A 22,314-nucleotide genomic window follows, 5' to 3' on the forward strand; every position below is an offset into this window, starting at 1 on the left:
ATGCTTTCACGAGTATTACACCGATGTAAGGTTTTGTGTTTCAGAGAAAATGATTCGGATGGTGGTCCCTTCCCCAACTGTTGATTCCATTTCAATATGATGCTCCAACCTCTCCGCAACCTCTTTTACTAAGTAAAGTCCCATTCCTGTTGATTCTCGGTAATTTCGGCCATTTTCTCCTGTATAAAACTTATTAAAAACTCGCTTCTGATCCACATCAGGGATACCAATTCCAAAGTCTTTTACTTCGAGAACTGCATTTCCTTCGTGCTCGAAAATGCTTAAAACAATGTGTTTTGCTTTGCCTATTGAATATTTCACCGCATTATGTATGAGCTGGGTTAACAAAAAGAAAAGCCACTTCTCATCAGATTCTACGGTTATGCCAGGTTTCTCCTCTCTTAGTTGTGGAAACACCTCATGACGAATATAAAATAGTTTATTTTCTTGATTCACTTCACGAATTAGCTTGGATAGGGTAACTGGCTTCACCTGGAAGTCCTCTGTAATCGTACGAAGTCTGGCCATATAAAGAACCGTGTTCAGACCGTTTCGCATTCGCTCTGTTTCTTCCCGAATACTTGAGGATTCCGGCTCATCCAGTGTGCGTGCCGTTAATTCAATAACTGAAAGCGGGGTCTTCATTTGGTGTACCCAGCGATCCATGAACAGAAGGTGCTCATTCTGTGATTCTTCTGCCTGTTGAAGTTCTTCTTGGTATAACCTAAATTGCGCGAGTAATAATTGATCCAAGGCTTCTGAAATTGGAGTTTGTTCCGTAATTTCAAGGGACTCATCCAGCTTCGCCATTGGATCTTGTAACCTTTGGTAAAAGTTTTTTCTACTAATATAACGGTAAATAAGAAAGGCCGTTAATAACACAATTGAAAGGAGAATTGCATAGATAATGACGCCCTTCCCTCGATAGCCGTCTAGCCAAAATAATACGGAAATCATGACACATTGGCTGAGCTGCGTAACGATAAGTAGTAAGTTTTCGCGAAGAAATAGCTTCATGCATTCTCCTCTCCCCATGTAACGCGTAAGCGATATCCTGCTCCTCTAACGGTTTCCACCGCGTCTTCTATTCCGATCTCTTGAAACTTTTTTCGAACACGCGTAATATTCACATTCAGCGTATTTTCATCTACAAAGGCTTCGTCATCCCATAGTTTTGCTAACAGATCCTGTCTACCAGCAATCCGAGGATAACGATCAAGTAGACTTTCTGTAATATCTGTTTCTTTTTTAGTTAATTGCGCTACTTCATTTTTATAACGTAATTCTAACCGTTCAGGATATAGACTTAATCCCGCTTGGGTCAACACTCTTTCCTCATTCTTAACCGCATATTCACCGTAAGCGCGCCTGAGCTGACTTCTAATTTTGGCCATCACGATATCAGGATGGAACGGCTTTGTAATAAAGTCATCTCCGCCATTTTCAATTGCCATGACTTGGTCCATCTCCCCTGTCCGTGCCGAAATAAAGATGACCGGGCAAATGGATTCTTTGCGGATTTGCCTGCACCAATAATACCCATCATAGCTAGGAAGATTGATATCCAGTAACAAAAGATCAGGCTGCACTTCTCGAAATGTTCCCATGATATCTGTAAAGTTGATGGCAACCCTCACATCATATTCATATTTTTTTATATAAGAAGATAAGTACTCTGCAATTTTCATATCATCTTCCACAACCATTATTTTTTTCATATATACGTCTCCTAGCTCCATATTTCATTCATGTTCAATTTTACATAACAATCCCGGGAAATACCATGATGAGGGAAATGGAGTGTGTAACTTTTAGTTAGTATAATTTTTAACAGTAGGATTATTTGAATTAATATATAATAGACACTACAAGGAGGAAATATCTTGCCAACCTATAACAAACTAGTCCGAGACAAAATTCCAGAGATCATCAAAGACACAGGAAAAGACTTCAAAACAGAAATCTTATCAAATGATCGTTACATAGAAGAGCTGAAAGCAAAGCTAAACGAGGAGATAACCGAGTATATAGAAACGACTACAGATACCGATGCTCTAGAAGAACTTGCAGATGTTTTAGAGTTAATGCATGCACTTGCTGGTGTGCATGGGGCGTCCTTTGATGAAATAGAAAAAGTACGGAAAGAAAAAGCTGACAAAAGAGGAGGCTTTACTGACAGAATCTTTCTAATTGAGGTTGAGGATTAATGAGAAACATTTCCTTGAATACTAGCAAATCTGCATAAACAGATAACACTAGATATTAAAAGTTCCTCTATTTTCCCCTCTACTATTTTTGATCTCCTAAAACATTGAAAAAGCATATAAAAGCAGAAATAACACTTATCGCCACATTCGTCATCTTTCTAAACAAAAAGAAGTAACCGCCCCCAGACCATGGTAGTGGTTACTTCTTTTTAGATCGTCAAACAATTGGTCAACCGCTCTTTATGCGGATGTAGTTGTGGTATCGGGTAGTTCGAGCTACTCGATACCTTTTTCTTATTATTAGTATAATTTTATTTATATATACTGTCAATTATGCCCTACTAGATCCATTACTTCATATACCGATATTTCAAAAGACCCTTCAACATAGAAATCTCCTGTAACAAGCTCTCTCCAACATTGGTCTCACGCACTTTTTTCCGCTTCAATTCCTTATCCACTAACCTCTTCACGGATAAAACATCATTTCCATTGTGCAATACTTCTTGCTTGGAATTGAAATGTTTATGGGCGACAAGCTGCATGCCATAGGAGTTGTATAATAATGTGTAGCCGGCGATTCCTGTTGTCGGTTGGTAAGCTTTGGAGAATCCTCCATCGATCACAACGATTTTTCCATTTGCTTTAATTGGGTTCTCCCCTTCGATTTCTTTGACTGGTGTGTGGCCGTTGATAATATGACCATGCATCGGGTCGAGTTCAAATTCCTTTAAAATCTTGTGGCAGATATCCTCATTTTCACGCATGTAATAATACGGATTTTTCACTTCTTTATGTGTTTTCTTATCTGTAATAAAATACCGCTCAAAGGTCGTCATTTCTCTTTTTCCAAATAAGGAAGAATGCTCACCTGTCCACAAATACCAGACCATATCTGTCGCAAGGTCATCTGTCTCTTCAGGGTGGGCAAAAGAATAGCGTAAATAATGTTCAAATATATCAAGCAGTTCACGGCCTGCATAAGATTTGTTCTCAATCTTCATCTCTTCCATATTTCCTTGCTCATCTATCGGAATACAGCCATGTATTAACAGGTTTCCATTATACTTGAGGTAAAGGCTTCCCTTTTTCATCAGGAAGCGCATATGTCTGCCCAATTTTTCGGAATGCCTGACAGAGAATAATAATTTATCGATTACTTGCTGTTCTTCCTCTAGTAATTGATCCGGTTGTTCTGGGTTCACTGTTGCAAAACAGGTGTTATCTAATGGATACGTTTCCCCGCGCAATGTGATCTCGTTTTTCTCGTAATTAACCTTCTCCAAAACTAGCCGTTTCTCCATATTGAAGTTAGGGCGTCTTTTGATGATTGGACTCTCCAGCTTAAATTGAATCATCGCAATTGCTTGATGAATTTTCGTGATTTGTGATTGTTCTTGATCCGATATTTTTTTATTGGAATGTCTTTTCGGTCTAAATGCTGAATTATCCTCATAGTACTTCTCCGCCAAATTAAGCAGTGGTCGAAGGTTAATTCCATAAACGTCTTCTATTATATCCAAGTTGTCATAACGAGCGCAGATACGGATAATATTCGCTAGACAAACCTTCGAACCTGCAAACGCACCTAACCAGAGCACATCGTGGTTTCCCCATTGCACATCAACAGAATGGTAATTAATGAGCGTATCCATAATTTTATCCGGTTCCGGACCACGGTCGTAAATGTCCCCCACCACATGAAGATGGTCAACTACCAGTCGCTGTGTTGTATAGGCAAGGCCTATAATTAATTCATCCGCTTGATCGAGTGAAATAACTTGCTCCACGATTTTTTTATAATAGGGTTTCTTATTGGTGTAATCGTCTGTTTTATATAGAAGTTCTTCAATAATATATACAAATTGCTTTGGTAATGCTTTACGCAATTTCGACCTTGTATACTTAGAAGAAGCATAGGAAACGAGCTGAATCAAATGTTCAATCTTTTTTATGTACCATTCATTTATCTCTTTTTTATTTGCAAAATGGCTCTTAATCAATTGTAGTTTTTCTTCTGGATAATAAACCAATGTCGCAAATTCTGTGATCTCTTCTTCAGATAATTCATTGGAAAAACGGTCTCTTATTTTCTCTTTCACTTTGCCCGAGCCATTTCGTAGCACATGTTGAAATGCTTGATATTCCCCGTGCAAATCACTAACAAAATGCTCTGTTCCCTTAGGCAAGTCGAGGATGGCTTCAAGGTTGATAATTTCGGTTACGACTTTTTCTTCACTTTCATAACGTTGTGCAAGTAAATCCAAAAACTTGTTTTTCAAAACGATTGCATCCCCTTTTAACAGTTAAATCTATTTCAACTACATTATTACTAGTATAACTGAAAAGTGCCTGCTAAGTGAACTCGATTTGGTCGCACAACCTTGGAAAAGTATGGATTGCTATCGACAAGCACACTAAAAACGTTAAAAGGGTTGTTTACTACGCATTTTCAATTACATTCTGTCTACCTAGCTTAATCTCTTCAAGTTTTTTCCTGTTTGCATCTACTTCTCTTTCTAGATCTCTTATGATCCTTTCGACTTCAGCCTGTTTATTGTTCACTTGATCTCTGGCTTCATTTATTCTGTTTTGAACCATAAAGTCGACAAAGATTCCGTCCAAGAAAAAGTCGGCAAATTTAAGCATACCTGAGATATCAATTTGGACGTCTAATTCTTCCTCTACATCTAGCAATTCTTTTTGGAAACGTCGCATGCTTGTTTGCGCCTTGTGGATCGCTGCTGTAGCGTCGTCTATGTGACCATGTTTTGCGATTCCTGAAATAGCCCCTCCGCCAAACATATCAAAGGTACCCCAATTTGCCGCACTATCTAATGAGGCATGCGCACTATCCAAATCTTCCACTACATAAGAACCTGCCTTAATGGCTTCATTGAGTTCAACCATGTATGCTTTTGTATCGCCTTCTTGCTCCGTTAGCTGAACTAACATAGCAGCTGAGGAATTGTTACTTTGTTTGATGTATTGCTCTTTTTCAGCAAATAGTTGTTGATACCTTGCCTCTACATTCCCTAGTTTTTCCAGTTCATATCTTAGTTCTGTTAGTGCTTTCTCTAATTCCCTTTTCGTTTTCTCTGCTTCCTGCAATTCCAACTGGACAGCAATTATTTCTTGCTTCTCTTTTTCTATCTTTTCCTCTTTACTTCCTTTTAGTGCTAGGAATACTCCAGAAATACTAAACCCTTCTAACTTTTCAACATCCTTTTCCTCTTCAACAAGTTGCTTCTTTAAGTTGGATATAATACTATCAATTTCAGTACGTTCCCTTTCATAATCCGTCACTTGATTCTTCCATTTATTCTTTTTTCTTAGATCTGCTTTCACCTGTATAAGTTCTTCATTTAATCGATCTATCATTATAAATTCCCCCTCCCTTATTTATTACGGAAAGTCTTTTACAAAAGTTTCACGGGTTAAACCACTAAAAGAAGACCCTAGATAAAGACTACGTCCTCATCTAAGGTCATTCATTATGGTGTATTAAATTATTTACTCTTGGTTAACAAGTTCATCTTCAACGGCACCTGCTTCAATCGGGTTTCTGATTAGATAATCAAAAGCTCCTAGTGCAGCTGTCGCTCCAGACCCCATCGAGATAATAATTTGGTTATAGACACTATCTGTACAGTCACCTGCTGCAAACAAACCTGATACTGTTGTAGCACCATGCTTGTCCACTACGACTTCGCCGATGCGGTTCTTTTCAACCGTATTATCAAGCCAACTTGTATTTGGTACCAGGCCAATTTGGACAAACACACCTTGTAAATTGATTTGTTTCTCTTCATTTGTTTCACGATCAAGATACTTGATGCCATTCACATTGTCAGAACCAGTGATTTCCGTTGTTTGAGCATTTTTAACAACCGTTACGTTAGGGAGTTTAGCTAGACTATTTTGAAGTACTTCATCAGCCTTTAAGGTATCAGAGAACTCAAGAACAGTTACATGGTTTACGATACCTGCTAGGTCAATCGCAGCCTCGACGCCAGAGTTTCCTCCACCGACGACAGCAACGTCTTTTCCTTCAAATAATGGGCCATCACAATGTGCACAGTATGCTACACCTTTGTTAGCGAACTCCTCTTCTCCAGGTACACCAAGCTTACGCCAGCTTGCACCAGTAGAAGCAATTACCGTTCTGCTTTTTAGAATAGCGCCATTATCTAGCTCTATTTCAAACATATCTTTCTTCTCTACGTGACGTACACGTTGTAAGTTCAAAACATCTATTCCGTAATCTTTAACATGTTCTTCTAAGCTTGCAACAAGCTTCGGTCCTTCGGTACTTTTTACACTAATGAAGTTCTCAATGCTCATTGTGTCTAGTACTTGTCCACCAAAACGTTCTGCTACAATCCCAGTGCGGATGCCTTTACGTGCAGCATAGATGGCAGCACTAGCTCCAGCAGGGCCTCCACCAACAACAAGCACGTCGTATGGATCTTTTTCAGATAGTTCGGCTGCATCTGGTCCGCTACCTAATTTGGCAAGCATCTCTTCAGCTGTCATACGACCACTACCAAACTCTTCCCCATTTAAGGTTACAGTTGGGACAGCCATGATGTTTTTGCTGTCTACTTCTTCTTTGAAGGCAGCTCCATCAATCATGGTGTGAGTAATACTAGGATTAAGCACACTCATCATATTTAGTGCTTGTACGACGTCTGGGCAGTTATGACACGTAAGACTTACATAGGTTTCAAAGTGGAACTCACCTTTAACCTTTTTCGCTTGGTCTATAACACTTTGATCTACCTTGGGAGCTCTTCCACTAACTTGTAGTAAAGCGAGCACTAGTGATGTGAACTCATGTCCAAGTGGAACGCCAGCAAAGGTTACCCCAGTGTCTTCGCCAACACGGTTCACACTAAAGCTAGGTGTTCTTTTCAAGCTTGCTTTTTCGATAGTGATCTTCGATGACATAGAAGCAATTTCATCAACAAGCTCCTGCATTTCTTTTGATACACTATCGTCGCCTGTATCTACTTTCAGTACAATATCACTTTCAAGTAATTGCAGGTATTGGTCTAGTTGTGCTTTAATGTTTGATTCAAGCATGCTTATCGCACTCCTTAAATTTTACCTACTAGGTCTAGGCTTGGTGTAAGTGTTTCAGAGCCTTCTTCCCATTTAGCAGGGCAAACTTCACCAGGATTTTTACGAACATATTGTGCTGCTTTGATTTTATCAACAAGCACACTAGCATCACGGCCAATGCCGTCTGCATTAATTTCTACTGTTTGAATAACACCGTCTGGATCGATAATAAACGTACCACGATCTGCAAGACCTGATTCTTCGTTTAGCACTTCGAAATTACGAGAAATCGTTTGGGATGGGTCACCGATCATTGTATACGTAATTTTACCGATTTTTTCGGAAGTGTCATGCCAACCTTTATGAACGAAATGCGTATCCGTTGATACAGAGTATACTTCTACTCCTAGGTCTTTTAGCGTTGCATATTCATTTTGTAAATCTTCAAGTTCAGTTGGGCAAACAAATGAGAAGTCTGCTGGGTAGAAACATACTACGCTCCATTGACCTTTGAAGTTTTCTTCTGTTACATCTACAAAGTCACCGTTGAAATAAGCTTTTGCATTAAATGGTTTTACTTCTGATCCGATTAAAGACATTGTGTAAATTCCTCCTATAGGTGCATTTTAATAATAGTTATTCTAATAAAGCATACACTAATATATATTGCCAAACATTGCAAGAGATATCCGAAACACCATATTATATTTCACATTATAGTCAATTTTATGTAATGAAACCGTTATCATTTGGAGATTATAATTGAGATTTATTTAATTATTTTCTTCTTGCCTTTTCATAGGGAATAAATGCAGAAATATAGACGTATTGTTATACTGAGAGTATGGTTTCAACATATGTATTAGTGTAGTTATCATGCGGAATTTAGTCATGTATTAATAAAAATATTGGAGGTTATTTCATGGGATTTCTTGATGGGTTATTGGGTAACGCTTCGAATGTGGACAAAGGTGAAATAAAGAGGGAATTTAGCAAACTATTTATAGACGGCGAAGAAGTAAACGTAGCATTTAAGGTATTAAGGGACTTATTTATTTTTACGGATAAGCGTCTTATTTTAGTAGATAAGCAAGGGATAACTGGCAAAAAAACTGAATTCCACTCCATTCTGTATAAAAGTATCTCGCATTTTAGTATTGAGACAGCGGGGACTTTTGATATGGATGCCGAACTGAAGATATGGATATCTGGAAATATCGAACCACTTGTGGCAAAGAATTTCAAGAAAGATGACAGCATTTATGATATTCAAAAGGTGTTGGCCGCTGCTTGCGGGTAATAGAATATATCCGGACTATAATCTAATTTCAATATAGATTGCACAAAAAGCATGGCTGGTTTTTAAATTATAAAACCAGCCATGCTTTTATTCTTTTAATTAGTTATCTAGTTGATCATTAAAACTATTAGCTCACTTATTTCGCATTCTCATCCGGTTGATGAATACCAAATGTGTTTCCTTCTGTATCGGTATAATACCCTTGCCACGCCATGCCTGGGAGTGCATATTTGGGCAATGCTACCCGCCCTCCACGCTCTAAAATCTTTGATTCCGTTGAGTCATAATTCTCTACGTTCATTGTACAAGCAAATCCATTCAACGCTTGGTTCGTTTCTGGAGGTGGCCCTTGTCGTTGCATTAACGCGCCATTAATTCCAAGCTCATTGTCATCACCAGTTACAGCACCAGCATAAGGCATGCCAGCATATTCGCTCCAGTCCTCAAATGTCCAACCAAATACTTCACCATAAAACTTTTTTGCCCGTTCCATGTCATCTACATGAATCTCGAAATGAACTAATCTACCCATAATATCCTCCTTATTATGAAACGTTTTATTATTCTCTTCCGAATTTAGTGAGTGTGCTACAAGACGTCTAAAACACTTTATCTTATTTGTTATACTTATTAATTCAACACTCTATACCTTTTCTCCTTCCTAACTACTTATAATACTTTCTTAAGTTGTTAGGACTGTTTTCTGTTCTTTTTGGCTGGAATATCATATACATTTATACCTCTATCTGATTCAATTAATAGAGACTCTTATTAACGTTCTCCCGTATTTTTCTGCAAATAGAAATTATCTATAAAACAAACATTGACTCTGTTGTGCACCACATAGTTTAAACTCGTAATGAAAGGACAGGCATCATGTATAAAATAAGTGAATTTGCCGAAATAACCGGTTTGACTAAAGAAACACTTCGCTACTACGCCGAAGTGAAACTATTAGAGCCCGCTTATATTGATCCACATAATAATTACCGATATTACGATGATGGTAGCTACTTCTTAGCAATTCTTTTAGGGAAATTAAGGAGATTCGGATTTACCATTCAAGAGATGATTTCTGTTATGGAGGACGAATCGTTCTATCACCTAGAAGATCTGCTAATTCAAAAAAGAGAAAACATACAGCATAAAATAGAAGACCTACGCAAACAAACCGAAGAGATTGATGACTTTTTAAAATCTGGAAGGGAAGATGAAAACGATGACTGAATGGAAAGAAGAAACGATAATTGAAAGAGATATTGAAACTGTTTGGAGCTTATTTTCGGATAAAAACATTAAAAAAATCATGCCGAAAGTCGAAGAACATACTATAGTGGAAAAGTCAGAAACAGAAGTAGGAGCGAAGCATCAACAGAGCTACCGTGAAGGGAAACGCGTTGAAACGTACATCGTGGAAACCTTAGCCTACGAAGATACACCAGACAAGAAACTAAAAACAGTTCGATTTGTAATTGGGAAAGCGTTTGAAGTTAACTTTAGTTTTACCCTGGAAAAAGTGGACGAAAATAACACAAAGTTCATATACTCCGGCCATAACAAAGGCGTCAACTTCGTCGGCAGGGCCATGATGAAGCTTGCAAACAAAAAAGGAAGCCAAAAAGTTGTTCATGAATTTATGGAAAGAGTGAACCAAGAAGCGTTAAACCATACTTCTCACTAATCCAATAGGATCAAAGTAAGCGGAAAAACATTGAGAGAAGCTAAAAGCCAACATTTCCATTTGTCACTCCTATCAATATTCTAAGGAATATGAAATAAAACAGCCTAATTCCTTTTTGTAGAACTGGGCTGCTTTCTATGTAATGCGCCATTTAGATGTCGTTCGGGTGAAGATTTATTTCAGAATGACCCGCAGATAAAAGACGTCCAAAACTTTAACTTGGCTTATTTTTGGTCGGATTTTCTAGGTTATGCTTCAGCTTATCCATTATTTTCAATAACCGTTCGCGTAAATAAACAGGTTCAATATCTTCAATTAGTGTACCAAAGGACAAAAGGTAACTATCTAGCCATGTGCCTACTGGGAAATTTGCTACAACGGTGTACGAGCCATCTTTATTTTTCGTAATCATATGTTCTTCAAACTCATCATAGACCCGGTACGCACCTTGAGAAGAAATTCTAATCTTTATCGGTATAGAGGTTTCCCCTATTTGTTTTTCGGCATCTTTTATCGCATCTTCTGTTGATCTCACGGTAAATGTTTGATCTGAAACACCCACTTGATCCATGCGACTAATTTTAAAGATACGAAAATCCTCCCGGCCTAAACAATATCCAGAAAGATACCAAGCATTTTTTTTGAATAATAATTGAATCGGCTCTACTTCTCGTACACTTTGCTCACCAAGTGAGTTAAAATAGCGAAAGTGAACGACAAATTGTTGGGAAATTGCATCTCTTAATAGGATAAATAACTGTTTCTTCTTTTCTCCACTTCCCCATGGAGAAAAATCAACATCAATCCAGTTTGTTGTTTGTTTTTTAAACAGCCGAGCTGCTTTTTTTAGAATGAGATCTGTATTTGGAAATTCAGTAACAGCTAATGTTTGTAGTCCGACTAATATGTCTTCTTGTTCATCACTTGTTAACATGGAAGCATTGAAGGAGTATCCCTCTAAAAGAGAAATCCCTCCTCCTCTCCCCTTATTAGCATAAATAGGGATTCCTGCCCCACTTAACACATCCACATCTCTATAGATCGTTCTTGGGGAAACCTCAAAGTGCTCGGACAATTCCTTCGCAGTAACCACTTTTCTATCCAATAAGAGATAGATGATTTCAAAATGCCTACTAATGGTCATGTGAAATCCTCCTACTTCACTTTACAAGAATTGTTCTTCTTTTTTCTTTAAAAAATTCTCCAATGCTTGCCCACTGTCAATGTCCATTCGTTCTGCTAAAACCATTAGCCACCAGAATGACTCCGCGATTTTATGTTCTAAGTCCGTTTCTGAATCAGCTCCTGCTGGCCATCTTTCTTGGTTTGCCATTGTTAATCTCCCAACGAGTGCCGCATCAGTTAGAAACGCAAGTGCATCTTCTTCTACTGTCCATTCAGAGCCATGATATTTTTTCTCGAGTTGATGATAAGCTTTTCTAATTTGTAACGAACGATTAACTGTGTTGTTAAAATCCATTTTCTTTTATCTTCCTTTCTTTGTTTGACGTGTGGTACACACAGCTTGTCACGTGGTCATCCACCATACCAATTGCTTGCATAAAGGAATACATTGTTACTGGGCCAACAAATTTGAATCCCCTTTTTTTCAAATCCTTACTAATCTGGTTCGATAGGTCTGTTTGAGCAGGTATTTGACCCTCTGAATGCCAGTCATTGATTATTGGTTCAAAATCAACATAGCGCCATAAAAAATTGGAAAAGCTACCAAACTCTTTTGTTATTTTTATGACCGCTTGCGCATTACTTCTCACGGATTGAAGCTTAGCAAGGTGTTTAATGACATTATATTGTTCCTTTATGTTCGTCAAATCATTATCCGTTAAATTCGAACAAAAACTAATATCAAAATTATGAAAAGCTTTTTGATAAGCCTCTCGTTTAGATAATACAATACTCCAAGACAAACCCGCCTGTGCCCCCTCTAATGTTAGCATTTCAAAAATATATTGGTCATTAGTGGTCGGTACACACCATTCTTCGTTGTGATACATTCTCATAAGCTGATTATTACCCGGCCATGAACATTCCATTTTCATTCCCCTCTCGTTAGTGATTACTATATCACTCTAAATAAGACATGTATCTGTCATATTTAAAATGATTAGTCTCACCATTTGCAAAAAATATAAAGACTCGGGGAATTAAACACCATAAACTCACCGTATCTTTCCTTTATGTATATATAGCTTTTAATAAATGTACGTTTTGACAGTATGATAATTAAAGTTAATATATAATTAAAAAGGAGATAATCTATGGGCTATATAATGGAATTAAGAAAGCTAGTGGGAAATCGTCCTCTTATAATGGTTGGGGCGTGTGTCATATTACTCAACAATGAAAAAGAAATACTTTTACAACTTCGAAATGATAATAAGTGCTGGGGATTAGCAGGTGGCTCAATAGAGTTAGGTGAAACTTTAGAACAAGTTGCCAAGAGGGAACTATTCGAAGAGACAGGATTGGTTGCAAAAAGATTAAAGTTATTCCATGTGTACTCAGGAGAAGAATTCTACTATAAGTACCCTCATTGTGATGAGGTATATAATGTTGTATCTGTCTATATATGCAGTGAGTTTGAAGGTGAATTAAGTCGCGGGGAGAATGAAGTTCAAGCATTAAATTTTTTTAAGTTAGACGCACTTCCTCAAAATATTAATCCACCTGATGTTCCTATACTAAATGAATATATTAGTAGTGTTTATTAAGCTATTGAGTGTTGGATAAGATTTATCGTATATTGGAATTATTGAACTTAAAATGGGGGGATCATGATTTTATTTTTATTTGGGCTCTTACTATCTTTTATTACTGTCATATTGCTTTTAATTTTATGTACAAGAATAATCGTTTCTTTAACTAAAAAGAAACCTTTCCCAAAAAGATTATTGATTGCAACGTTGTCTGGGATTGTTTCGGTTTCTTCAATTTATTTATATGAAACGTACTTTTTTACATTTAGTGATATAGATAGAGAATCCACTCAAAAAGGTCCTGGACCTGTAACATCACCCACTGGAGCATACACGGCTAATGCATATTATGATTTATATGGTGGTGCAGCAGGCGGTGTTAATCTAATGGTGGAAATTACAAACAACAATGAGAAAAATAAAATGAAAACTGTTTATTATAGTGATGCAAAAAGCAATATTTCTATAGAATGGCTTGATGAAGATACACTTAACATACTAAATGACAACCCTAATTATTCAAATTCAAATAGAAGTATCGAATTAGAAATCGGCAAAGAAATTTATCATGATAATGGTTTGGCTTGCAAAAGTTTGTTAATGAAAGACGAATATGAGACCTGCTACCAAAACGAATAGCTTATTGAACAAATGTGGCTGGGACATAACGTCCCAGCCTTTTTAAAACCCGAACAATAATAAACAAACTGCTTAATTACCGCTTCGGAAAATACTCCGCTTTCAGTGGGCACGGCCTTAGTCTCGGGCCAACAGGATGTTGGTCACGAAGGCGTTGCCACAGGACGTGGCGATCTTAGCCTTTGATCCTTCTCTATCTTGCGGGGTCTTCGGACTCGTGCTGTTCCCACTAGAGTCTCCGCATTTTTCCTTCGCTAAAGTGTGATTCATATTCGAAAAATTAGTGGCTATCTGATGTATTCGAACTTTTTCTGCAATACTCCGTTTGAACATCAGGATTTTTCTTGTTTAATATTCTTATGTCCCAGCCTCTTTACATTATTATATGCCTTTATATTAATACATATTACTGTGTTTTTTTAGGTATTGCTGCTAGATTCACTTGCATAAAAGCCATAACCTCAAGACCTTTAACATACATTTTCTGTATATTAAAGGCCTTAAGTAATACACCATTTAGTTCCGCAAGTTTATTCTTTTGAGTTCAGTTTCTTTCTATTTACCATAATTGGTGGTTGTTCCATCCAACTATTGTCGATCATAAGATTCGCTCCATCTTCTACATATAACGAAACGTCCATTAAACATTTTGCATATAGTACTCCAATATCTTTTCTTCCGTTTAATGATAAACCATTAGCATACTCTCTTATCTTCATCGAAAACATGTCAATTTTATGAGCGACCATTAGCTTATCAGAAAATGGAGGTACGGTAGAGGCAGTCACCATGTGGTCTAGGTAAGTAGGTGAAGGTAAGTTATCATCATGAAGTTTCTTTGATAGTAATTCAACATGTTTTTTATTAATAGTTTTTCCGCGATCCAAATATTTTTTCACTCTTTTATCTTGCGCGCCTTGGCTAAATCCAATAATAAGTGCTTTACTTGTGATGTCATTGTTAATGTTGTCAAATAAATGTGCAACTTCTAGCCCATGAAGTGGCCTTATATCTCCTATATAACCATTTAGAAAGCTTTGGTCATGAAGAAACTCAGCCTCTTTCGGGTTCGGTACTTTAGGTGCATTCATTAGCTTCCCTTTTGATTGCAAAATATCATTTGTTTTACCCATCAATTTAACCGTGTCACTAAGACTTTCAACAAAAAAATCTTTTATATCCTTTCTAGTTACAATAGCAATCGCAGCAGTATAAATGCTCATCCCGGCTTTTCCGGTATACTGTAAATAATACAGGTAGAATTCATCACTAAAAAGTCTCGGTGCCTTTAAGTTTACGTCTTCTTCAGAAAAACCTACTGGTACAGGAAAACCCTCTTTTTTAAAGAGGCCTTCTATTTTCTTTACAAACATTTCAGCTAAGCTGAATGCATATTCTAATACCTTTTTAACTTCCTTATCTTCTACATTCTTCAAATAAAAACGAAGCACACATTTTGCCATTGTATTCCCAGTATATGTCGCCCAAAGTTTTCCCATTTCTGCTGAAGTTAAATTTGAGATACCTGTATTCATAACAAAAATTCTCCAATCAATATATCCTTTTCATATATTGTGAGCTATTTAGTAAATAACATGTATTACCAAGAAAAAACTCTTTTGAAAGAATTAATGATGATGGAGGTTTGCACATCTATTAAGGTTCTGCTAGTCATGACAAAAAACAGCTTTCTCTACAGCAAATTGTAAAAACCATACTTAAATCATGTTTTAGTCCTTCTTGCGTTTTAATATGATTTCAAAGAAGGAAGCTATGCCATAACCTTTTGTACCTGGAGCGAAAATTTGGACTAACTCCCATCCTTCCTTTTCGTGCTCGTGGATAATTGTATGATAGTCTTCTTTGGGTTCTAGTTTAAAGCTGGATAGATCAACTTTGATAAATTTGTGTTCGTACATAATAGCGTCCTCCAAAAGTTTGTTATAAATACTAATTAAACATAGTAGGCGATTTTCCTTCTTAATTGTTAAGAGAAATAATTAGAGACCCTATATCAGTTCTAACCAATGAAATACCACTTAATTATTCGTCAATAAGACGATATCCTCTATTATGTCATCTTTCTTTACAGGTTTATCAAAGATTGCCATATCATAAAGCGCTCGTATCTTGTTATTTTCATCAAGTAAATACATGGTGGTGGAATGATATAGCACCGTATCATCCTCTATCTCATATTGCATTTGAAAATCATTCGCAATTTGCTTTGTTTTTTCCGGAGTTCCTCTTAACCACTTCCACCCTTTCGTATCTGCCTGAAACCCTGTTGCATAGTCGGTGATTACGTCAGGAAGGTCATTATCTGGATCTAGCGTAATACTGATAAGCTCCACTTCGCGTCCAAATAGCTCCTCTTCTTTTAACATCGTTTGTAATTCTCGAAAATCCACCATCGTTAATGGACAAATATCTGGGCAATCCGTAAAGAAAAAAGCTACCAATTTAACTTTCCCATTCGTTGATTCAAATATATCTCCGTGCACGTCATCTAATTCAAAAGCGTTTACTTGATCAAGGATAGGCAAGCCATCATTATTTGGCCATAACCAATAAACGAGGAAAAATCCAGCTATAACGAAAAAAAGGAGGAGAAGTTTACCTGTCTTCTTCATATTTCATTACCTCCCAAATGACTCTTACTGGTGGGGACATACTGCCAGTTTTGGTGGGACTAATAGCTACGTGACAATGATCATATTTCATTTTTGTTCTTATTTCTCAACTCGAGGAGATGGTCTTTTAAGGAACTGTGAACGCGAATGAGGTAAGTCCCTCCCCTCTCCGTTGACTCAGTTCATTAATCGAATCTTTCTTTCTAGCTTCCTGTTTTCTTTGTTCAAGTAGGTTCTCTGTATATTCGTTTAAGTGGATTTTCCTTTTCGCATGCTCCTTATCCTGGTGGGTGTCGATTCCGTTCCCCTCCTTTCAGTGCCCCTAGTATTCATATTCGTAAGGAATAAAATAACAAACCAAATGTGGTAATAACCAAGCCTGTGCCAAATAAACTAAACAGCATCATGTGCTGCTCCACATCAATAAAATAGGCAGCCGGTAAGCCACATAATGCCGGATTCTCCACTACAGCCCCAAACATGGTCCCCATAATCGCCCCAAGGGTCCCTTGTGAGAAACCCGCTAATAATGACTGAAATCGGGTGAGTGCTCCATATAGAATTCCAATACTGCCCCCAATTATTGTAGAAATTATAGCTAACGTACCGAGATTGAAAGGAAACATAAAAAAAAGCATCATAGCAAGATTTAAGGAGAGAATGCCACTACCAACCATCGCCATTACCATCCCGAATCTGTCCGTAAACAATTTCCTTTTCTTATACATCACGACATAAAAGGAAAGGCCAATCACACCATTCAAACTAAACAGGATGACAAGGAATTGGGTTATATTCAACTACGCGTCTCCTCTCTTATGTATTTTTAGCGGAAAGGAAAACGAGTAGAAGAGAAATCAGGAAAACGACTTCAATAAACACTAGAAAAAGAATACTGTTATTGGCCGCTGCTCCCACCATCGGTGCCATCATTCCCATCATTAAACCATTTATATACCCTGTTAAAAGCGTTTGGTAGTCAAATAATGCACCAAAAATGGCCCCTATGAGCATCCCTATCACTACGGTAATCATGGTAACGATGACAAATTTTAAGGGAAATTGATAAATGAGTAGGACACCTGTGGCAATGGCACCAAATCCCCCTACCAACATGGAGATATTTATCCCTAGTTGAAAGCCAATAAGTTTCCGGATTTTATTAAGGTATAAATAAAGTATTACGATCAGAACGAGGTTTCCATATAATAATAATCCTAAATTCCCCATTATCACTGGTTTTCTCCCCCAAACTTCCCATTTATCCCGGAATAACCGTCCGGAAGAATCCCACTTAACATGAAATGAAACAGTGTAGTTTATGTGGGAGTAATCGGACTCTAACAAACCGATTCGTTCAACTAACAATCAGTGTAAAGAACGAACCCCCCACCAAATGAAGTGTCACTTTATAATTGCTATGTTTTTAGAGGCTTGGTCTATTCCCAGCAATAAAATCTTAACATGAGTCAATTTAGACTTCTGCCCAACAACAAAATCAACAAATACCCATATACTAGATTTATGCACAGAAGTAAAGGGGGGTGGTGACAATTCCAACTTATAATAAGGTACATCCTACTACTATAGATATGAAGGATCATAAAGTTTGGGATGATATAGAATGCTTAGAATCCGAATTCCTCCATGGAAAAAAAGCCTTTAACTGTCCGGAAGTCGTTCCTGCTGGAGTGAAGGAGGACTTTTGTTTGCCAAAAAACTGCCCAGAAAGGCTCCCACAAAAGAAATTCCCATCAGCCAATACTTCTTTGCCACCCAAAGAATTCATGGAGATCAGAGAATGCATATGGAGGGCGAAAACATTTCAATTATCCCTACTACAAGGGTTCTATCTATTCAGTACGAGAAGCAAGAAGATGCTACTACTCAACAACTTGAACAAGAGCTGCTAGTTAATCATATTCCGGTCTTTTTATTTACTATATTTGCTCAATTAGATTCTCCTGATAGTTCTAGAACTACTTTACATCTTTGTGGCGAAATAGTTTGTAAGGGAGGTCGTTGGTTAATCCTGCTAAGCGTAGATAAATTCGCCCATCGCAATATGGGATGATGGGGTCTTTCTTGAGTCGACAATGGCAAATTTGATGTTGCCGATGACAATCCGAGCAACGTCGTTTGTGTTTTTTGTCATCGCATGTTTTCTCAAGGTCTACATTGTCTAGGCACTTTCCACAATGTGGGTCTACCCATTTAATATTTGTAATCCATTTTGTTAACACTCTAATCGTTGTATTGTCACTTTGCAGCAAATCTACATAATCCGTTCCAACCCTAGAGGTTATTCCTTCTTGTTCAAAGAAACGGAGTGTGGTTGCACCTTGTCTAGTATTCATACTCGCCCTCTTTTTCACACTTACTGTAAAGTATGAAGAGCACGGCTTTCTTGTTCATTAAGATACTTTTTTAAAGTAAAAGGATTGGAGGCATTGAAGTCTCCAATCCTTTACTATTCCTCTCGATTGTTTGTTATGTCCTAAAAGAGTCCGCCAATTATGTCGTACAGTTTGATACATGTTAGGACGGTAAATAATAATGCACTAAGCGAAAGGACAATATTCGAAAGTCTGCCACTTCTAAACGGTTTGTCAATTTGTCTAGAATTTAAGAGATAGATAAGTGTTATAGCTAAAAACGGCATAAATAGTGCACCTAGAAATCCATAAAGGATGATTAACGCCACAGGTTTACCAAATAAGTGCAATACGATTGGTGGGAAGGTTAACCAGAAAAGATAAAACTTATAAGACTTTGTTTTGCTAATATCATCTTGTTTCACTCCTGTATGTCGAGTAGTTCGGATGAAATCAGCAAACAAATAAGATACACCATTCCACACCCCTAAAATCGACGTAAAGGAAGCAGCCCAAAAGCCAATTAGGAAGAAATATTGTGCGGTTGGACTTAGCACTTCCCCTAGCCTACTTGAAAAAACGACAAGTGCCTCTTCTCCACTAATGATATCTCCCGTGCCAAAAATAATTGCTGTTCCAAGAACCATAATTCCCAGAGCAAAGATACTTGTTATAATATACGCACTTAAGGAATCCCAGCGCATAATTTTGATATGGCGTTTCTCCGACCAATTTTTTTCTTTTAGCCAATAACCATAACTTGCCATGGTAATTGATCCACCAACACCGCCAATTAATCCTAGTGAATAGATGATAGTGTCATCATTCATGACTGGTACTATTGTATCTAAGTATGGAAGTAGATCAGGTAATACGAAAATCATGGAGCCAATAACAGTGATAAACATGACCGCAACGAGTGCTGTAATGACCTTCTCAAAGAATCCATACTTTCCAGTAAGAACTAACGCATAACAAATGACACCATTAATAATTGCCCACCATGTTAAGCTAATTTGTGGAAAGAGAGCATATGCAGCTAATGCACAAGATGCTGTTCCGGCAGCTCCATAAACAAATCCCCAAATAACCGAATAAATGCCGAAGTACCCTGTAGTCCATTTCCCAATGCCTCGCCAACCCTCGAGGATTGTATTCCCACTTGCTAGTGTGTAACGCCCCACACCTTCCCCAATAGCAAATTTCACGATAACCCCTAATACAATAGCCCATAAAAAGGCGAGACCATATTCCGCTCCAGATACCAATGCTGTCGCTAAATCACCGGCTCCTACTCCAGTGGCTGCTACTATAAGTCCAGGACCAATAAACTTCCATTTTGTTGCTTCTTGTTTATCGGAAAATGATTCTACCTCTTTGATTTCTACTTTTTCCTGCATAAAGTAACCCCCTGACTCTATCTAGCCTTTTTAAAGCTTTGTTTATAATTTTCGTAATATTATATTATCATAGGGTATTTAAAGCTGTATACGGATTCTATAGTAATTAGGACAATGGGTTCAGATGCAAAAGCAAAGTCTAAAATAGTAGGGTCTTCTACCTCAAAGACGACCGGCTCAATGACATGCTCTTTTACAATATCAGCAACAGACTGTCCCGTTGTTTTTTTGATAATCGTTGTCAACAACTCAATACTGGGACCTCTATATGCCCACGATTCTCCAGGTTTATATTCACTTACTAGTTTACCATCAGCTATTATAAGTCCATGTGTGTGGGTTAATAAGTGACGAATGGTTACTCCTTCATATGCGGGTAAATAGGAGTCTTCTACAAAACGAGTAATCGGATCATCAATGGAAAAGTAGCCATTATGTACAGCGTACGCAGCATAAAAGCCGATATAAGACTTTCTTACAGATGCAATGTGGAATTGAGTGTCTGCTTTAACATCTAAGTAAGAGTCAAATACGAAGAAGAGACGATCACTTAATAAACGTAATCGTCTCCGTAATTTTTCAACAGTATTCTGTTTCAAATTACCGTTAAAAACAATTAATTAACACAATTGAATCATTTTTAATCTATCAGGCCTTTAATCGGTAGTTTAAATTGTGCTCTTGAAGTGTTTTGTCTTTCCCGAACAAGAAATGCTTCTCCATATCAGGAGAGTATTTTGAATTTACTGTTTCAACGTCTACAGCTTCTGCTACTGCACGGAGCATCGCAGGTGAGGCACCGCAGCACAGACCAATATAATTAATGCCTAAATCTTTTGCCTCTTTTGCCCAAGCCGCTAACTCGTAACGGTTATGGTAAAGTGGATCTAGGGCAGTCGGAAAGGTTGTTTCTGTAGGTAAGTGACAACTGCATCCTCCATCAGGCAAGTTAAAGAATGTTGGGTTTTCTTCTGTTGTACGATATGGGATAGGTAAGCCCGCTACATATCCTTCCACATTGTTTCGTATATCAGCAAGATATGGCTGCATTGTTTCAGGGCCTCGGAAACAATTCATTCCAACGACCAATGCACCTTTTTCCGAAAGTATTTTACAGGACTCTTCTACGGTGTAACCATCTCTTAAAATATTCTCGCCCATTAATCCAAATGTAATGACTGCTGGTAAACCTTGTTTGGTGATTTCCTCCAATGCTATTAACGCCTCTTCATGGTAATAGAATGTTTCACCATTTATGAAGTCTACCCCTTCTTCTTTGCACCATTTCACCATTTCCGCAAATATACTTCTAACCTTAGCCTTTGATTCGGGAACATCTGGATTAAAGATATTGGTGTTTGAAATATTTCCAGCTACTAACGCTTCTTCTTTTGGATGCTCTTTTGCAACCTCTTTTGCTAAGCGAATGGCATTTCTGTTTAAAGGCTCTAATAAATCTTCTTTACCAATAATCCGCATTTTTTCCCGGTGAGCATTGTAAGTAAAAGCTAAAACAACATCAGAACCGGCATTCATATAATCCCTGTATGCTTGTTTTAGTGCTTCAGGATTATCTAGTGCCACCTCTGGAACAAAGGAGCCTGCTTGCAAATATCCCCTTCGTTCTAACTCAAACAAATAACCTTCCCCTACAATTACTGTTCCTTGTTTCAAACGTTCTTCTAAACTACGTTTCATCATTTTTCCTCCCTCGTAATTTACTTGCTGAGCGTTGCTTAATACCCAAAATAAAAAACCCCTTCTTTAAATAAGAAGAGGCTTCGGCCGTTTGCTAAATACTCTTCTTATCTTCAAGCTTTACGCTTCTGGAATTAGCACAGTATTAAAAAATCTGTTGCTGAGGTTTCACAGGGCCAGTCCCTCTACCTCTCTTGATAAGAATATTAGGTATTCATTTTTTTGATTACTCAAACAATACGCCTAATTCCCTCAAAAGTCAAGGTAAATTTTAAATGGTATGTTGATGATTTTTTAGTGGATAAATTAAAACTCACGGTGGATAGAGTGCGAAGATAGTAAATCAATTTGATTTATCCCACAACCTGCTATAAATAAAACTTAGTTGCTTTTAGTACATTCTTTCACAAAAGAAATTATTTGTTTCGTAGTTTAAGTCAACTAAGAAAGACGACCACCCAAAATGTGTAGATGTTTATATTATTACCAGTATCGTTGTACGGTGCAACAAAAAACCCGTTTTAAGATTATAGTTCTTGTTCAACTAAAGCACCCGTTTGTTGAAAAAACTAAAGTTAAAACCCTCACCGTCCTCTATTT

At 37.5% G+C, this 22,314-nt stretch carries 25 protein-coding genes and 1 riboswitch; of the genes, 7 read left to right on the forward strand and 18 right to left on the reverse strand.

Annotation, left to right across the window (positions count from 1 at the left end; translation table 11 throughout):
* Positions 1-15 precede the first annotated feature (15 nt).
* Positions 16-1,017 carry a sensor histidine kinase gene (locus ACTWPF_RS14525; RefSeq protein WP_443149569.1) on the reverse strand — a complete coding sequence of 334 codons (1,002 nt, stop codon included), beginning with the start codon at positions 1,015-1,017 and terminating at the stop codon, positions 16-18.
* Positions 1,014-1,718 (reverse strand): response regulator transcription factor, encoded by a 705-nt coding sequence (locus ACTWPF_RS14530; protein ID WP_443149570.1) that lies wholly within the window; start codon positions 1,716-1,718, stop codon positions 1,014-1,016. Before ACTWPF_RS14530 ends, ACTWPF_RS14525 begins: the two co-directional genes overlap by 4 nt.
* Before the next feature lie 165 nt (positions 1,719-1,883).
* Between ACTWPF_RS14530 and ACTWPF_RS14535 the strand changes: the two genes are divergently transcribed.
* On the forward strand, positions 1,884-2,207 hold the full coding sequence (locus ACTWPF_RS14535; protein ID WP_443149571.1) for a MazG-like family protein: 324 nt from the start codon (positions 1,884-1,886) through the stop codon (positions 2,205-2,207).
* A 350-nt stretch (positions 2,208-2,557) separates the two neighbouring features.
* Here the strand turns inward: ACTWPF_RS14535 and ACTWPF_RS14540 are convergent, their stop codons facing one another.
* The 4 genes from ACTWPF_RS14540 to ahpC form a co-directional block, all read right to left on the reverse strand.
* Positions 2,558-4,489, reverse strand: a complete 1,932-nt coding sequence (locus ACTWPF_RS14540) for a fructose-1,6-bisphosphatase (protein WP_106896083.1) — start codon at positions 4,487-4,489, stop codon at positions 2,558-2,560.
* 160 nt (positions 4,490-4,649) lie between these two features.
* On the reverse strand, positions 4,650-5,588 hold the full coding sequence (locus ACTWPF_RS14545; protein ID WP_443149572.1) for a hypothetical protein: 939 nt from the start codon (positions 5,586-5,588) through the stop codon (positions 4,650-4,652).
* A gap of 132 nt (positions 5,589-5,720) precedes the next feature.
* A complete protein-coding gene (gene ahpF, locus ACTWPF_RS14550) occupies positions 5,721-7,292 on the reverse strand; it encodes an alkyl hydroperoxide reductase subunit F (protein WP_443149573.1) in 1,572 nt (523 codons plus the stop codon).
* Positions 7,293-7,306: 14 nt separating this feature from the next.
* Positions 7,307-7,870 (reverse strand): alkyl hydroperoxide reductase subunit C, encoded by a 564-nt coding sequence (gene ahpC / locus ACTWPF_RS14555; protein ID WP_036574467.1) that lies wholly within the window; start codon positions 7,868-7,870, stop codon positions 7,307-7,309.
* A gap of 323 nt (positions 7,871-8,193) precedes the next feature.
* Between ahpC and ACTWPF_RS14560 the strand changes: the two genes are divergently transcribed.
* A complete protein-coding gene (locus ACTWPF_RS14560) occupies positions 8,194-8,571 on the forward strand; it encodes a PH domain-containing protein (RefSeq protein ID WP_036574470.1) in 378 nt (125 codons plus the stop codon).
* A 136-nt stretch (positions 8,572-8,707) separates the two neighbouring features.
* Here ACTWPF_RS14560 and ACTWPF_RS14565 read toward each other — a convergent pair whose 3' ends face one another.
* Complete coding sequence (locus ACTWPF_RS14565; protein WP_443149574.1) at positions 8,708-9,103, reverse strand: VOC family protein; 396 nt, start codon at positions 9,101-9,103, stop codon at positions 8,708-8,710.
* Positions 9,104-9,447: 344 nt separating this feature from the next.
* Here ACTWPF_RS14565 and ACTWPF_RS14570 point away from each other — a divergent pair, with 344 nt between their 5' ends.
* Both ACTWPF_RS14570 and ACTWPF_RS14575 read left to right on the forward strand, forming a co-directional pair.
* Positions 9,448-9,798, forward strand: coding sequence for a MerR family transcriptional regulator (locus ACTWPF_RS14570; RefSeq protein ID WP_106896079.1), 351 nt, complete (start codon positions 9,448-9,450; stop codon positions 9,796-9,798).
* Positions 9,791-10,252 carry an SRPBCC family protein gene (locus tag ACTWPF_RS14575; RefSeq protein ID WP_443149575.1) on the forward strand — a complete coding sequence of 154 codons (462 nt, stop codon included), beginning with the start codon at positions 9,791-9,793 and terminating at the stop codon, positions 10,250-10,252. The genes ACTWPF_RS14570 and ACTWPF_RS14575 overlap by 8 nt, the downstream gene beginning before the upstream one ends.
* 214 nt (positions 10,253-10,466) lie before the next feature.
* Here ACTWPF_RS14575 and ACTWPF_RS14580 read toward each other — a convergent pair whose 3' ends face one another.
* The 3 genes from ACTWPF_RS14580 to ACTWPF_RS14590 are packed head-to-tail and all read right to left on the reverse strand — an operon-like array spanning position 10,467 to position 12,312.
* Complete coding sequence (locus ACTWPF_RS14580; protein WP_443149576.1) at positions 10,467-11,396, reverse strand: helix-turn-helix transcriptional regulator; 930 nt, start codon at positions 11,394-11,396, stop codon at positions 10,467-10,469.
* Between the two features lie 21 nt (positions 11,397-11,417).
* A complete protein-coding gene (locus ACTWPF_RS14585; RefSeq protein ID WP_443149577.1) occupies positions 11,418-11,732 on the reverse strand; it encodes a MazG-like protein in 315 nt (104 codons plus the stop codon).
* Positions 11,722-12,312, reverse strand: a complete 591-nt coding sequence (locus tag ACTWPF_RS14590) for a DNA-3-methyladenine glycosylase I (RefSeq protein WP_443149578.1) — start codon at positions 12,310-12,312, stop codon at positions 11,722-11,724. Before ACTWPF_RS14590 ends, ACTWPF_RS14585 begins: the two co-directional genes overlap by 11 nt.
* Positions 12,313-12,531: 219 nt before the next feature.
* Between ACTWPF_RS14590 and ACTWPF_RS14595 the strand changes: the two genes are divergently transcribed.
* Positions 12,532-12,984, forward strand: coding sequence for an NUDIX hydrolase (locus ACTWPF_RS14595; RefSeq protein WP_443149579.1), 453 nt, complete (start codon positions 12,532-12,534; stop codon positions 12,982-12,984).
* Positions 12,985-13,047: 63 nt separating this feature from the next.
* Positions 13,048-13,608 carry a DUF5412 family protein gene (locus tag ACTWPF_RS14600; RefSeq protein WP_443149580.1) on the forward strand — a complete coding sequence of 187 codons (561 nt, stop codon included), beginning with the start codon at positions 13,048-13,050 and terminating at the stop codon, positions 13,606-13,608.
* A gap of 530 nt (positions 13,609-14,138) precedes the next feature.
* Here the strand turns inward: ACTWPF_RS14600 and ACTWPF_RS14605 are convergent.
* From ACTWPF_RS14605 to ACTWPF_RS14625, 5 genes are all read right to left on the reverse strand, one after another.
* On the reverse strand, positions 14,139-15,143 hold the full coding sequence (locus ACTWPF_RS14605) for a DUF3231 family protein (protein WP_443149581.1): 1,005 nt from the start codon (positions 15,141-15,143) through the stop codon (positions 14,139-14,141).
* Between the two features lie 195 nt (positions 15,144-15,338).
* Entirely contained in the window at positions 15,339-15,527 is a 189-nt protein-coding gene (locus ACTWPF_RS14610; protein ID WP_106896069.1) for a DUF4177 domain-containing protein, read from the reverse strand.
* Between the two features lie 120 nt (positions 15,528-15,647).
* On the reverse strand, positions 15,648-16,241 hold the full coding sequence (locus tag ACTWPF_RS14615) for an SCO family protein (protein ID WP_443149582.1): 594 nt from the start codon (positions 16,239-16,241) through the stop codon (positions 15,648-15,650).
* 329 nt (positions 16,242-16,570) lie between these two features.
* Positions 16,571-17,041, reverse strand: a complete 471-nt coding sequence (locus ACTWPF_RS14620; protein WP_443149583.1) for a hypothetical protein — start codon at positions 17,039-17,041, stop codon at positions 16,571-16,573.
* 16 nt (positions 17,042-17,057) lie between these two features.
* Positions 17,058-17,471 (reverse strand): hypothetical protein, encoded by a 414-nt coding sequence (locus ACTWPF_RS14625; protein ID WP_443149584.1) that lies wholly within the window; start codon positions 17,469-17,471, stop codon positions 17,058-17,060.
* Between the two features lie 475 nt (positions 17,472-17,946).
* On the opposite strand from ACTWPF_RS14625, the gene ACTWPF_RS14630 reads away from it, so the two are divergent.
* Complete coding sequence (locus ACTWPF_RS14630) at positions 17,947-18,315, forward strand: hypothetical protein (protein WP_161465030.1); 369 nt, start codon at positions 17,947-17,949, stop codon at positions 18,313-18,315.
* 423 nt (positions 18,316-18,738) lie between these two features.
* Here ACTWPF_RS14630 and ACTWPF_RS14635 read toward each other — a convergent pair whose 3' ends face one another.
* Genes ACTWPF_RS14635 through ACTWPF_RS14645 form a run of 3 tightly spaced genes read right to left on the reverse strand, consistent with a single transcriptional unit; the run spans position 18,739 to position 21,714 of the window.
* Positions 18,739-20,016 (reverse strand): Nramp family divalent metal transporter, encoded by a 1,278-nt coding sequence (locus tag ACTWPF_RS14635; RefSeq protein WP_161465369.1) that lies wholly within the window; start codon positions 20,014-20,016, stop codon positions 18,739-18,741.
* Positions 20,017-20,075: 59 nt separating this feature from the next.
* Positions 20,076-20,615 (reverse strand): serine hydrolase domain-containing protein, encoded by a 540-nt coding sequence (locus ACTWPF_RS14640; RefSeq protein ID WP_443149585.1) that lies wholly within the window; start codon positions 20,613-20,615, stop codon positions 20,076-20,078.
* 49 nt (positions 20,616-20,664) lie between these two features.
* On the reverse strand, positions 20,665-21,714 hold the full coding sequence (locus tag ACTWPF_RS14645) for a homocysteine S-methyltransferase family protein (RefSeq protein WP_199848527.1): 1,050 nt from the start codon (positions 21,712-21,714) through the stop codon (positions 20,665-20,667).
* Between the two features lie 104 nt (positions 21,715-21,818).
* Positions 21,819-21,918, reverse strand: a riboswitch (SAM riboswitch).
* Positions 21,919-22,314 lie beyond the last annotated feature (396 nt).

Source organism: Oceanobacillus sp. M65, from assembly GCF_052246275.1.
Taxonomy (GTDB): Bacteria; Bacillota; Bacilli; order Bacillales; family Amphibacillaceae; genus Oceanobacillus_B; species Oceanobacillus_B jordanicus.